We start from the raw sequence: 13,265 nt of genomic DNA on the forward strand, positions 1-13,265 counted from the left end.
GCTAAGGGCTACGGCCATTAGCTGCGAACTGCGCCTTGCATCTGAAGCCCTCAGAGCACGCAGAGGCGCTCCGGAGGCATTCAGAGGCTCCTAGGCAACAACCAAACAGGCTATTTATGGCGGCAAGAACTCTGGATATCGACTCAGCATGGGAGTTGGTGCTTAGCGCAGTTAACCGCAGCAATGTGACACTGCCATTGCCGGGAACCGACAAAGAAGCGGTAAAACTTAACGGCCACGGAGCCTGGCACCTGATGCAGCCAGCCACGGGTGAGGCAAAGGATCTACTCTCCGTATTCCTACCCCTTTGCCGGCCAGTGCCAGATAACGGCAGCCCCAAAGTTATTGGTCAGTTGGGCCAAAGCCTGGACGGACGCATTGCCACGGTTACCGGTCGCTCCCGTTTCATCAACGGCGACGATGGAATTACCCATCTGCACCGGATCCGCGCAGTGTCGCATGCGGTTGTTGTCGGAGCCGGAACCGCCACTACAGACAATCCCCGTTTGACCGTTCGCCGCACCAGTGGCCGCAACCCCGTGCGCGTGGTCATTGACCGTCATCATCGCGTACCAGACAGCCATCACCTGTTCACCGATGGCGAAGCTCCCACCCTGCGGTTGGTGGCAGGTACTTACGATAAAGCGGAGAATCCATCGATCGGTTCCGGGGTTACTGAGATTCCCTGTCTCGGGGATGCCGAATCCGAAGATGCCGTCGATCCGAGATTGATCCTTGAGGTTCTCGCAGACCTGGGGCTGAAAAAAGTCTTTGTGGAAGGGGGTGGTGTTACCGTTTCGTGCTTCCTGAACGCTGGATTGCTGGACCGCCTTCACGTGATGGTCGCACCCATGATCATCGGCAGCGGCAGACCAGCCTTCTCGCTTCCCGAGATCGACTTTCTGGATGATGCCTTGCGGCCGCGCGCCCAGCTGATAAACCTCGGCAGCGACATGCTGTTCGACCTCGACTTCACCCGTGATATGTAGGTCGAAAAAAAGCAGCCCCTGGCAAACTGGACACCAACACCAACGCTCCGTACCCAACGCTCAGTGCCACGCCCTGCTCCGCGGGCAATCCCGCCATCGGCCACAGCAAGGCTGCCGCGCCCTCGCGGATGCCCCAGCCAGCAACCGTCAGCGGTATTACCATGCTCAGCAGCAGGATACTGCCCAGACTGACAATAATGGCCCCCGACTCTGTACTTTCGATATAGCCTGCGCCCCAGGCCAGACAGAGAAACACCCCAAGATAGCTCGCCAGCACCAGTAAAGATGAGCCAATCTGAACCGGCAACACCGTTCGGTTTAGCAAAGACTCATAGAGATCCCGCCTGAGCCGCTGAAGATAAGCCGCCAGCCCGGTTTTCAGGGCCAACCAGAGAGCAAGAAACACCCCAATAACGCCGGCGCCCAGCCAGACGCCGCCGTTCAAGTGATCAGCCGTTACCCGTCCGGAACCGAGCAGCCAGCTGCCCGATATGACAACCACGAGCGCCAAAACCAATTGGCCCGAAAGTCGCTCGATGGCCACCCCGTGCACAGCGGAGAGGCGCTCTCCGGCGCCGCTGCCATGTCGCCAGGCCCGGTTTACGTCGCCGAGCACACCTCCCGGCAACACCTGGTTCAGAAACGTCGCCAGATAGTACTCCCGCACCGCTACTCCATAGGCCAGGGGCAGCCCGAGCCGTTCGACGGTGTAACGCCATCGCCAGGCAGACAACGCCACCTGAAAGACCGTAAGTGCCAGTGCGGGAACCAGGACAAAGGGAGAAAAGCGGGCAAGCTCCTGCCAGAGCTCACCCGAATCAATCGAGCGGATCACGAATCCGATAACCAGAACCGTGAATAACCAACGGGCCGCCAGCTTCACCTGCCGTTGACGCAGTTCGGTCAAGGCAATGCCTCGGGTGGCAGTGCCAGCAGATCCAGATGTCTCACAACAATCGTCAGATCCCCTTCGGATAACTGCTGATTGCGTGTCTCCAGCCAGCGTGACAATCGGTCCGCCTCGTGAGGTGACTGCTCAATGGCCGCGTCGATCCAGCCCTGCATCAGCATTTTGGCCAAGGCGTGATCCGCGCCATCCAGTATCCAGGGGGATTCCGCCAGTTCAACCCGGTAACCTTCGGTAACCAGCAGGTCTTGCAACACAGTGCTGGCCTCCGGCCCGAGCGCGGCACCAATTCCCTTGTCGCCGTGCTGGTGCCGATTTACCAATGTCTTCACCAGCTCATCATCAGGATGCTCGGGAGACAGCTCAAAGTGACCGGCATAGCTCAACACAATGAGCATCGCGGACTTCCTTCCTGCGGCTGCGAGGGCTAACGCATCCAGCCATGGCTCGGAAACCAGATCAATCAGTGCTGACGCTGTTATCAGGTCCGCCTCCCAGGGCAGTTGTTGCTCCATGTTTTCCGACGTCAGCTGAACCGGGCGGGTTTCAAACGGCACATCCAGGCGGTCCACACGCTGTCCGGCCTCCCGCAATAACGCAGAATCCTGATCCAGTGCCAGCCAGGTTTGAGGCACCTGCAGCGCAGGCACCAGGAAAATCGCGTTTGAGCCACGACCGGTTCCAATGTCGACAATTTGCATCGGGTAGTGGCTCTCGGGCGACAAGCCATCATAACGATTCAACAACCAGTGATTGAGCTGATCGGTCAGCCCTTGTGAGCGAGCCCGGTGATCCGCTGCTTCCCGGGCTGCCAGCCATGTGCTCTCGAATTCCGAATGCTGGTGCAGATGCGTGGAAAGGCCACTGAAGTAGTGCAGCGCTTCTAAGACATCTTTGCCGGTATCCGCCCATGAGCGGATTCGGCGGGATTCCCTTGCGGCAAGTTTACGGGCGTGCTCAAGCCGTTCCGGATGTTCCAGCCAGTTCCTGAGGCGCGCCTCAAGGGCCCTGACATCGCCCGCACAATACTGAACCACACCAGGCTTGGCGGAGGTGTTGGCAAGGGCGCCGCCATCGGAGGAAATAACGGGCAGCCCTTCCGCCAGCGCCTCATCAATCACCATGCCATAGCCCTCGTACAGGGAGGGCAGTACAAAGAGATCCGCCTTGCGGTAGAGCTCGGCCAGCCCGGCTTCTTCGACCTCCCCTGCCAGCGCAATCCTGTCTTCAAGGCCCGCTTCTGCAATCGCCCGGCGAACCTGCTGGCTATATTCCGGATCACGACTGTCAGACCCTGCCAACGTGCATTGCCACGACACGCCCTTCAGGTTTTCCAGCGCCTCCACCAATTGATGCTGGGCCTTTCGGGGTGACAGATGAGCAACGCACAAAATGTGAGGGGTACCAGTTTGCGACGACTGATCACAGCCTCTGGGGTTCGCGGCTCGGGTGACACCCGGCTCGGCAACCCTGATCCTCTCAGCCGGCACCTCGTAATCCGCCAGGCGAGCGGCGGTATATTGGCTGGTGGTGATCACCCCGTTTACAAATCTAAGCGCCCGCGTTTCTGAATCAAAAAACCACTGTCTATTGGCTTCGCTGATCCCCGTTTCATCAGCTAGGGGGTGGTGTACCAGCGCGATCAGATTGAGGCGTGGAGAATGCTTTTCAACAATGTCCGGCAGCCCCCCCATGGCAAGACCATCGAGTACCACAGAGGCGCCATCAGGCAGACTCGCGAGCTTCTTATCCATTCCACTACGGGCAACCCTGTCCGGGCGTGGAAACTGCCCGGGCAAACCACTGACCCGGGTTCTGCAACCGTCGTCGCCCAGAGCTTCCACGAGCTTGCGGACATACCGGTAACCGCCCGTGTTCTGTTCCGGATCACCCGGAACAATAAACTCCAGGAAGCCCGGTTTGTCAGATTCCGGCATGGTAGCTCGCCCAGGCAATGTGGGATTCCGAGAGGGTGACTTTCAGGCTGACAATCCCTTCTCCTGTCTCGCCAAGACGGCCACCGTGAATGGCTGCCGCCATACGATCGAAAACCAGTTTGGCCATGAATTCGGTCGTGGTATTCCGGCCACGCAGTTCCGGCAGCTCGTCCAGGTTCTGCATATTGAATTCGGAGAGAATGCTTTTGAGAAGCTCGGAAGCCAGGCCTATGTCGACGACCAGGTCGTCCTTATCCAGTTGGTGACGCTCAAAGGTCACGTCGACCACATAGGTGGCACCATGAACCTTCTGCGCAGGACCAAAGATCTCTCCGTTGAAGCTGTGGGCAATCATCATGTGGTCCCGGACCGTCAAACCGAACATAGTCTCTCCTTAGCAGGCAATTTTGGATTTTCAGTAAACAACGCGATGGCACAGGGTATCCCGGCCATCAATCAGAATTCGCGCCATGGATTTTGGTAGATCATCAAACTTGCATTCGCCGGTAATCAGCACATCCAGCGCCTCGTCCTGGAGCAATTCCAATGCGAGCGCCAGGCGTTTGCGATAGTCCCACCGTGGAACTCGAGATGGCACTATCTGGCCCACCTGGCTGGATTTCAGGGTCAGACGCCGCGGATGGAATGCGGCCCCCAACGGTGCAGATACCAGCTGATCCCCGTACCAGCTCATTTCCACAATGGTCGCCTCCTGCCCTGCCAGCCCAAGAGCGGTCTCCAGGCCCGAGGGGTGGCCACTGGCATGGATAACAAGGTCGTGATCATCAGGGGCCGACTCACTGCTGAAGGTCAAACCGAGCTGTTCGGCAACGGCCTGTCTCTCTGGATTCGTATCGATCGCGGTGACACGAGCTCCCGGGATACGACTCGCCAGCCAGGCGACGAGCAGGCCAACAACACCAAGACCAACCACGGCAATGCGGTCACCGACTGCTGGCGCTCCATCCCAGAGGCCGTTTACAGCGGTTTCCATGTTGGCGGCAAGTATTGCTCGCTCGGCGGGCAAGTCTTTGGGCAAAGGCGTCAACGCCGACGCCGGCACCCGGTAGCAATTCTGATGCGGATAAAGGCAGAACACCGTTTGGCCCACTAACTCGGCAGGCCCTTCCACTACTTTGCCGACGCTGGCGTAGCCGTACTTTACCGGCCAGGGAAAATCTCCCTCCTGAAACGGCGCCCGCATGGCTGCGTATTCGCTCTTTGGTACCCGGCCATGGAAAACCAGTGATTCCGTGCCCCGACTGATACCCGAATACAGCGCCTGAACCGTAACCGATTCGTCCTTCTGCTCGTCATCAGAGGTAACCAGTGGCGTTTCCAGAATCTCGCCCTTGCCGGCGCCGGTTACCCACCAGGCCCGTGCCATCGATTCGGTTTTCGGCTCATCAGGGTCGCGATGCAAAAGGATCTCCTTTTTGGCAGTTTTTCAAACGTGCCGGTCGTCGCCCTGCCAGGGCTGAACCTTCAGGTCTGAACACGGTCTATGATCGTAAGCATGATCAGTTATACCAACTATAGTCAGTGTACAGCGCATCCGGGGTATTTGATGCCTGCAAACCTATACGCTGGAGTTCATTGATGGATTCTAACGGCCATTCAGCTTCGCAAAGGATGCCACTTGCCCTGGATCTCGTCTGGGGCTCGGGGCTTGTCGCCCTGTTCTGTGCAGTCACCGGCTGGTTAACCCAGCCCCCCGTCATTTTCTACTTCTTGGCAGCGGCGCTTTACCTGGTCGTTTGTGCCCTGATCATCCCGTTCTGGCCCGAAACCCGGGATTTCGGATGGGCAAACCGGGCGACGCTGCTGAGAGGCAGTCTGGTGATAGTCCTGGTGGCTCTGGCCCCCTTTACCGACCACCTCACTGACAGCCTCTGGCTCTACGGCTGGATGGCGTTGCTGGCGCTGATTCTGGATGGCGTAGACGGAAAAGTCGCCAGGGCCACCGGCTCCCAGAGCGAATTTGGCGCCCGCTTCGACATGGAACTGGATACCCTGTTTATTCTCGGCCTCAGCGTGGCTGTCCTGGCATTGGGCAAGGCTGGTCCCTGGGTTTTGGCCCTGGGCCTTATTCGCTATGCCTTCGTTGTTGCGACTCACTTCCTGGACTGGCTGAATGCCCCACTGCCGGAGAGTTTCAGGCGCAAGACGGTTTGCGTTTGGCAGATCGTTACCCTGCTGGTGGCCGTGTTGCCGCCGGTCAATGCGCTATTCGCCAGTATCACGCTTGCAACTGCCCTAGCACTGCTTGTGTGGTCGTTTTTCCTGGATATTCACTGGCTTTATCAGAGGAGACATCACCATGATGTTCATTAAACGGAAAACCCTTACCCGTTCCGCCATTGCCCTCCCTGCTGCACTCGCACTGAGCCCGGCAGCCATGGCCGAGCCAACAGATTTTGTCGTCGACGACGAGCACTTTTCAATGTTCTTCGAGATCATGCACATCGGCTACGCCCCGGTCATGGGGATGTTCCGCGAAGTCGAGGGACAATTTGTTTACGACGAGGAAGCGAGGGAGCTGAAATCCGGTCAGTTGGTGTTCCAGAGCGACAGTGTGTTCACCAATCATAAGAAACGCGACGACCACGTTCGCAATGCGGATTTTCTCGATGCCGACGAGTACCCAGAGATCATCTTCACTGTTACCGATTTCGAAACCACGGGGGAAAACACGGGCAAGGTAACTGGTGATCTGGAGTTACTTGGCCAGAAACGCCCCGTGGTGCTGGATGTGACCCTCAACAAGGCAGACGTCTACCCCTTTGGCCATGAGGAATACACACTGGGCATCAGCGCCTCCACCACCCTGAAACGCAGTGAATGGGGCATGACCTACGGCCTTGATGGCGCGATGGTCGGTGATGAAGTGAAATTGCACTTTGGCTTCGAGGCCATTCGGGAATCCGGCATGTTCTGATCACCGGCTGATCGGAATGTGAACCACCGCACAACGCGGACACATTCTGTTACACACAGAGTCCGGATTTTTGGGGTGCGGCGGAAATCCCGTTATCTTTAGAGCTACAACAATAATCAAGGGAACTGCCGCATGCCGGGCAAGGTCGCTCTTCTTCTGACACTGGTAACTGCTGGCGTGGTTGGCGCGGGGTATCTGCTCTCCGCTGACAACCACACAGATTTCAGCTGGTTTTCGAAGGTGGTCGACTCGGCCGAGACGGCGCCTGTCCAGAACGCAGGCCTGGCAAGGCAGTCTTCTACCGATCCCTCGGCCGAGCCGGAACCACCCCCGGATAATGCCCTCGGGTTCATGCTGGCCAGCGTTGCCGATCAATACGCTGAAACTACCCGATACCCTCCGTGGTCCATACCTCTCTCCCCGGAACAGGCGAACGCCTACGGTGGCAATCACTACGAGCCGGTCAGTCTGCCCCTCGAAGGTGACGGGCAGTTCACCGTAACGCTGGAGAAATACCGGTTTACTGCAGGGGAACAAATTCTTGTTGCAGCGGCTATCCGGGGCTCTCAGGTGGTCGGTCGCTCGCTGTCTGCAACGCTGGAGAGGCCGGAAAGCCGGGATGCCATCGCTGGCACCACCTTGGAAGAGGCGGGTTCCCCGGGTTACTTCGAGGGCGTTCTGTCCGCCGACGAATCACCGGGTGAATATCGGCTGATCGTTGAGGCCCGGCTTGACGGCAAACCAGTCCGCCATGTCTCAACACTGGCCATTGAACCTTACCTGGGCGAATTCGAGGGGCTTGGCGATGCCCGTATCCAGGGTAACAATCTGATAATTCCCGTTCGTTTCTCGCCGGAAGACTCCGGCTACTACGCGCTTTCGGCCCAGCTGTTTGTTGGCCAACGCCCGGTTGCTCAATTGCAGATGGAGAAAAGGCTGGACAGCACCTCAAACACGATCAATCTGAAGGCACACGGCACGGTATTGGCCGATCAGACGGTGGACGGCCGGCTACAGCTGAAAAACCTGCAGATTCGGCAGCTTCCCGCCCGGCCAGGTGACCGGACTAATTACGCTTTCGGCCCCGACGAGGGCTACGCTTTCACACCGCCGGAGCTCGGCAGTCTTACCGATACTCCGGCGGTGAATCCCGAATCAGAACAGCGCGCGGCTCTGCTGCGGCAGCTTGCCGACAAGTTCTGATGGCAGGGCGTAGGCTCTGCACCGGCTAACGCCGGGCTGTACCGCTACAAGTGGCGGATAAACGTCTTGTGACAACAATAAAGCAGCAAAGACGGAGCAACTATGAAAACAACAAAGATCGGAAGTGCCTGTAAGACCGCCCTGGCGGTCGCTATCACCGGCAGCCTCTTTGCCGGCACCGCCCAGGCCCAGCTGGCCGGGCACAATGTGATCCTGGTGCACGGTTTCCAGCAGGAAGACCTGGCCAACCCGCCCGCCAACCTTCAGGAAGTGAAGAGCGCCGGTGAGGACTACTGGCGCACCTTCTGGCTGTCCCGTGCCGAAGCCCGCATTGACTGGGGCAGTGACGGACGTGTTGAGGGTGGCATTGCCCAGCAAGCCTATGAACAGATGCGTCAGATCAGTCAGCAAGGTCTGTGCAATGACTTTTGCATCGTTGTTTCTCACTCTACCGGGGATCTCGTTACCCGGTATCTGCTGGAAAACCAGGCACGCTGGCTTCGATCCGAGGGCCTTCAACCCCTGAAGATCCTGGCAGCCCTGGATTACTCCGGCGCCGGGGGCGGCACGGAACTGGCCAACCTGGCCCTGAGTCTTGCCTACAACGACAGCTGGTACAACTGGCCACTCAGGGCGGCCGTCGAAGCCTTCACCGGCATAGAGCCAGAGCCCGGCAAGCTGGGCGTCGTAAATGACCTGCAGACCAACGCAGCTCGCAACCTGGCGGTAAGCCCGAATTCAATCCCCAGGCTGCGCTTCGTGGCCGGCGGCTCCTCCTATGGCGGTATCACCAAACCGTTCATCGCCGGCACCGACGATGGCGTGGTACCCACCCATTCGGCTTGCGGTGCAACCTCCGCCGCCGGGATTGATTCCTGCTCCGCCAGCATCAGCCTGGCGGGCAAGGTAACGAGCCAGAATGGCCCGGACGCTCTGTACTACAACCACTACCCGGTGCTGATGAACGAGGGCGTCACCCACAGCGGTGTTCTGGGCTCCGAGACGGGCAACATCTCCGTGCCGGTAGTCAACAACACCACCCTCAACGGTTTGCAGGTGGATTTCGCCAGCCGCACCTATAACAAGCGCGCATGGTGGCAGTGGTGGGGTTCCGGTGACCGGTACATTGAAGTGCCCGGTTCGGACCAGACGGATATGTCCAATCTGGTTTACACCACCCTGAATAACTAACCGCATCTGAGGAGGCAAACCAAAGGCTCAGGGAAGAGCCACTTCTCACCTCGGTAGTTCTACCCATCTTTTCTTTTTAGTTCGCAAACTATACATTGGTTCGCTTCTCCGTTTGATTCACCCACTGCCGGCAAGCGATAACTGATGTCTGACACCCACAAATCCGATCTTTTACTGGTTGTTGTCACCCTGTTTGCGGCCATCAGCTGGATGTTCTCCAAAGAAGCGGTGCTGCTGATGCCTCCGCTGATGTTCATGGCTGCGCGGTTTCTGATTGCCGGCACGGTGCTCGCCTTTTTCGCCCGCCGCTCGCTAATGAAGCTGAGCGTTGATCAACTACGTCGAAGCGTGGGTGTCGGCCTGGTGTTCGGCACGGCCATGACCTGCTGGGTGATGGGGCTGGTTCATATAACGAGCCTCGGCGAGGGAGCCTTCCTGACAAGCCTGGGCGTTGTGATTGTTCCCATTATTGCCCGGTTGGTATTCAAGGAAGCCCAACCGGCGAGCACATGGCTGGCCATTCCGATTGCCGTTGCCGGGCTCGCTCTGCTATCCCTTGAAAACGGATTTCGCCCTGAAGCAGGCCAGATTTTCTTTGTCATGGCAGCGACAATTTTCGCCCTGTATTTCAATCTCAATACCCGGGCAGCCAACCAGAGAACCGTGATAAACCGGCTCGGCAGAACGGTGGAAAAGCACCGCGTACCCGCCCTGCCCCTGACAGCCATTGCGCTGCTGACGGTCGGCCTGCTTACCCTGGTTGAATCCATGATTATGGAGCCCTGGCGGCCTACCCTGAATAATCTCTCGCCAATGCTGGCCTGGTGGGTGGTGGCCAGTGCCGTGATTGGCACGGCCGGTCGTTTCCTGCTTCAGACGTTCGCCCAGAGCCTGTCTGCGAACAGCCATGGCGTGGTGATTCTGATACTTGAGCCGGTGTGGGTTGCTCTGTTCGCGGCAGGATGGTTTGGCGAGTCTATGACCGGCATTCAACTGGCCGGCTGTGGCCTCATCTTTGCCGCCCTGATCGTCAACCGCTGGGCCGTGCTGAGCAAAGCCATCAAGGAAAAACTCCGCAAGCGGAAAACCGCATAAAAGTGGTTGACCAGCATCGGCTGAATCAGTATATTTCGTCCCCGTTGCAGGATACAGGACCATAGCTCAGTTGGTTAGAGCGCTACCTTGACATGGTAGAGGTCCCCAGTTCGAATCTGGGTGGTCCTACCAATTCTGCAACAAAAAGAGTCACTTAGAGCGCAAGCCAAGTGGCTTTTTTTGTGTCTGCCCACATAGAACGGCTTGGGGAAAGCCTGGCAACTACCCCACCTTGCGCCAAACCAAACCACCTTTCGCAGTAAGTACCTCTCTTTAAAACCGGCTCCTGACATTCATGTCTTTAGCTTCTCCGGCGTGATCAGGCACCGACCGTCGGTTAAGACTGCTCTCCATATCATCTTCATTCGACTAATAGGTGTCACTGTTTCGTAACAACCGAAAGAAGTTTAATTATTCGGTTTTGCACACATCTTTGACTTTCTTAAGACTCAAGTTACGCTTCCTTCAGAGCCTTAGCGTACAAATGTACGCTGAATGAAAATAAGCTGTTAAGGCTCTCTGTCAGCACAACTAAAACAAGAATGAACGACGTGGAGACTCCTATGCGTGTCTGTATAGCTCGAATGCCGAGGGCTTTGCGCCTTCTGATCGTATCAATTTTCGTTATTTCTCTGCCTGCCTGTAACAACGACTCGAACGACTCGTCTGCGATTTCAACTGATCCGACGGAGGTTACAACGTCGGAAGGTGTAATCACTGGTGTGCTTGTCAGCGACGGTAACGGCACCGAGATGAAACAATGGTTAGGCGTTCCATATGGCCAATCGACCGAGGGAGCAAACCGTTTTCGTGCACCCCAAAGCCCGGAGCCCAGGTCGGATGTCTTGCAGGCAACAGAATTTGGTGATGCGTGCCCACAAACGCCAGCGCAATCTCCGTTTGCCATCCAAAGTTCGAATCCGGGGTCGAGTACCTCAGAGGATTGCCTGAACCTCAATATCTACGCGCCTGGTGAGGGTGAGAATCACCCGGTGGTTGTCTGGATTCACGGCGGCAGTCTGGATACCGGCGCCGGTTTTCAGTCCAGCGCGAAACCTGACAGGTTGGTGAAAGAAGGCATTGTTGTAGTGGCCATCAATTATCGCCTGGGTGTGCTTGGCTACCTGGCGCATCCGGCACTTACTGCGACCTCACAAACCTCTGAAAAGGGATCGGGAAATTACGGGCTGATGGATCAGATTAAAGCCCTGGAATGGCTGCAGGCTAACGTTGCTGCATTTGGGGGTAACCCGAATAACGTAACTCTGGTCGGTGAGTCTGCAGGCGGCTTCAGCATCAAGGGGTTAATGGCTGCAAATGATCGAACGGACGGTTTGTTCCAACGTGTCATCGTTCAAAGTGGTCCATCCTTCTTTCAGGAAACGCCCACTGAAGCGGAGCAACGGGGCGCAGGCTTTATGGCCAGCCTTTGCGCGGGAGATTCGTCGCCTGAAGCAGCGGAGTGCCTGCGTAATCTGACACTAGGGGTCTGCGCGGCAGAAGTATTTTGAGCAAGTGACCCCGCCGCGTCGAATCACAGTTCGGCCCGAGAACGTATCCACAATATCCAGCCGAATAGAGTCTCGATTCTCTCTATTCAGTCAGTCAAGACGGTTATCAGCGAATGCGTTATCGTAGTCCGATCACTCAGTACGCCCAAGGATCCCTCGGACCCTCTATTTCAGCCTCATCAGTGAACTCATCCGCCTGAGATTAAGCGACAGACAGACCAGATCCCATTCACCCTGCACGGCGTGAAGGCCCCGCAGACTGAACTGTCGGAAGCCCAGAACATGCTTGATCCAGCCGTTGACCGCCTCAACCAGATGCTTGCGCTGAGCGTAAACCGATCGCCCGGTTGCCGTGGCCAGCTTCCCGGCCATCCGGGCGCTGGCCGGATAACGGCTCGCGTCTATCTCTGAACTCTTCTTGCCCTCCCGGCGCAGCGAGACATAGCCGTCGATGCTTTTGTCTTCCAGGGTCTGTAGATCTTCTTCTTTACGGTAACCCGCGTCAGCCAGACACTGATCCGGATAGGTTTCCAGAGTGTCTTTTGCCTGATCCAGCAGTGGTATCAGACAGCCATTGTCACTGGGATTATTGCCCAGGTGGTTGGCGACAATCAGCTGGAATTCACCATCCACGGCCAACTGGCCGTTGTAGCATTGCTGGAACCCGTCCGCCGTTTTCATAATCCGGCTTTGCGGATCGGTAAAATTGCTCTGATCCTTGTCATCCGGAACCCCATAATCCCGCTTGAAGTTCGGGCCCCCGCGAGGTGAGCGCCGATCATCGTCCGGGGACCGACCCCGGGCCTTGTCCCGCTCTTTCTGGTCTGCTTCCAATTTCTCTTTGGCGGCACGAATCTTGTCCAGCCGCGCCTGCCGGTACTGAAGCTCTTCAGGCAGTTCATCACCCCGGTTATCCGGGCCGAACTGTCGGTCTTCCGACTGGTCTGTCTGACGCGCCTGACGACAAAGTGCATCGATCTCTTTCGATAAACGATCGTCTTCCTCGCCCATGCGGCCATAGCTCATGGCCTTGTGCTTGCTGGCATTAGCCCGAACCTTGGTGCCATCAATCGCCAGTGTTCCCAGCGTGATCAGCTCCGCTTCCCGGGCAATCCGGACCACCTGAATAAACACGGCCTTGAAGGCAACCAAATGGTGTTTGCGGAAATCACAGATCGTGCGATGCCTGGGGAAGTTGCCTGCCGCCAGAACCCGGAAGGCCACGTCTTCTTCCAGCTTCCGGGCGATCTTGCGTGAAGAGAAAACGCCGGTGGCGTAGGCGTAGATCAGAACCTTCAGCATCATTCGTGGATCGAAGGGCGAGTTGCGTCGGCCGTTGCCTTCGTAGCGGGCATAAAACGCGCTTAAATCCAGCTCCTCGACGACATCACTGACAAAATAGGCCAGATGCCCCTCAGGCAGCCACTCGTTCAGGCTCGGGGGAAGAAGCAGTTCCTGGCCAGGCGAATACGGGCGGAAAGTGGTTCCCATCAG

The 13,265-nt window shown here is 57.4% G+C and carries 12 protein-coding genes and 1 tRNA gene; 8 read left to right on the forward strand and 5 right to left on the reverse strand.

Features of this window, described 5'->3' with window-relative positions; genetic code table 11:
- The first annotated feature begins 116 nt into the window (after positions 1 to 116).
- Entirely contained in the window at positions 117 to 989 is an 873-nt protein-coding gene (locus tag AC13E3_RS19530; protein WP_482902410.1) for a RibD family protein, read from the forward strand.
- On the opposite strand, the gene AC13E3_RS19535 is transcribed toward AC13E3_RS19530, so the two are convergent.
- The 4 genes from AC13E3_RS19535 to AC13E3_RS19550 are packed head-to-tail and all read right to left on the reverse strand — an operon-like array spanning position 973 to position 5,256.
- Complete coding sequence (locus tag AC13E3_RS19535; RefSeq protein WP_482902411.1) at positions 973 to 1,896, reverse strand: lysylphosphatidylglycerol synthase transmembrane domain-containing protein; 924 nt, start codon at positions 1,894 to 1,896, stop codon at positions 973 to 975. The two genes, AC13E3_RS19530 and AC13E3_RS19535, sit on opposite strands and share 17 nt — an antisense overlap.
- A complete protein-coding gene (locus AC13E3_RS19540) occupies positions 1,893 to 3,833 on the reverse strand; it encodes a glycosyltransferase (RefSeq protein ID WP_482902412.1) in 1,941 nt (646 codons plus the stop codon). The genes AC13E3_RS19535 and AC13E3_RS19540 overlap by 4 nt, the downstream gene beginning before the upstream one ends.
- Complete coding sequence (locus AC13E3_RS19545; protein ID WP_008171956.1) at positions 3,820 to 4,218, reverse strand: 6-pyruvoyl trahydropterin synthase family protein; 399 nt, start codon at positions 4,216 to 4,218, stop codon at positions 3,820 to 3,822. Before AC13E3_RS19545 ends, AC13E3_RS19540 begins: the two co-directional genes overlap by 14 nt.
- A 30-nt stretch (positions 4,219 to 4,248) precedes the next feature.
- Positions 4,249 to 5,256, reverse strand: coding sequence for a zinc-dependent alcohol dehydrogenase (locus AC13E3_RS19550; protein ID WP_482902413.1), 1,008 nt, complete (start codon positions 5,254 to 5,256; stop codon positions 4,249 to 4,251).
- A 176-nt stretch (positions 5,257 to 5,432) separates the two neighbouring features.
- Here AC13E3_RS19550 and AC13E3_RS19555 point away from each other — a divergent pair, with 176 nt between their 5' ends.
- The 7 genes from AC13E3_RS19555 (at position 5,433) to AC13E3_RS19585 (ending at position 11,771) form a co-directional block, all read left to right on the forward strand.
- Positions 5,433 to 6,167, forward strand: coding sequence for a CDP-alcohol phosphatidyltransferase family protein (locus AC13E3_RS19555; RefSeq protein ID WP_482902414.1), 735 nt, complete (start codon positions 5,433 to 5,435; stop codon positions 6,165 to 6,167).
- A complete protein-coding gene (locus AC13E3_RS19560) occupies positions 6,154 to 6,771 on the forward strand; it encodes a YceI family protein (protein ID WP_092029749.1) in 618 nt (205 codons plus the stop codon). The genes AC13E3_RS19555 and AC13E3_RS19560 overlap by 14 nt, the downstream gene beginning before the upstream one ends.
- 132 nt (positions 6,772 to 6,903) lie before the next feature.
- On the forward strand, positions 6,904 to 7,974 hold the full coding sequence (locus tag AC13E3_RS19565; RefSeq protein ID WP_482902415.1) for a hypothetical protein: 1,071 nt from the start codon (positions 6,904 to 6,906) through the stop codon (positions 7,972 to 7,974).
- A gap of 102 nt (positions 7,975 to 8,076) precedes the next feature.
- A complete protein-coding gene (locus AC13E3_RS19570) occupies positions 8,077 to 9,165 on the forward strand; it encodes a hypothetical protein (protein WP_482902416.1) in 1,089 nt (362 codons plus the stop codon).
- Between the two features lie 144 nt (positions 9,166 to 9,309).
- Positions 9,310 to 10,260 carry a DMT family transporter gene (locus AC13E3_RS19575; protein ID WP_482902417.1) on the forward strand — a complete coding sequence of 317 codons (951 nt, stop codon included), beginning with the start codon at positions 9,310 to 9,312 and terminating at the stop codon, positions 10,258 to 10,260.
- Between the two features lie 55 nt (positions 10,261 to 10,315).
- Positions 10,316 to 10,392 (forward strand) — tRNA-Val (locus AC13E3_RS19580).
- Positions 10,393 to 10,844: 452 nt separating this feature from the next.
- Positions 10,845 to 11,771, forward strand: coding sequence for a carboxylesterase family protein (locus tag AC13E3_RS19585; protein WP_482902419.1), 927 nt, complete (start codon positions 10,845 to 10,847; stop codon positions 11,769 to 11,771).
- A 165-nt stretch (positions 11,772 to 11,936) separates the two neighbouring features.
- On the opposite strand, the gene AC13E3_RS19590 is transcribed toward AC13E3_RS19585, so the two are convergent.
- Positions 11,937 to 13,262 carry an IS1182 family transposase gene (locus tag AC13E3_RS19590; protein ID WP_053112091.1) on the reverse strand — a complete coding sequence of 442 codons (1,326 nt, stop codon included), beginning with the start codon at positions 13,260 to 13,262 and terminating at the stop codon, positions 11,937 to 11,939.
- Positions 13,263 to 13,265: the final 3 nt, after the last annotated feature.

This window comes from Marinobacter sp. L-80 (assembly GCF_056859395.1).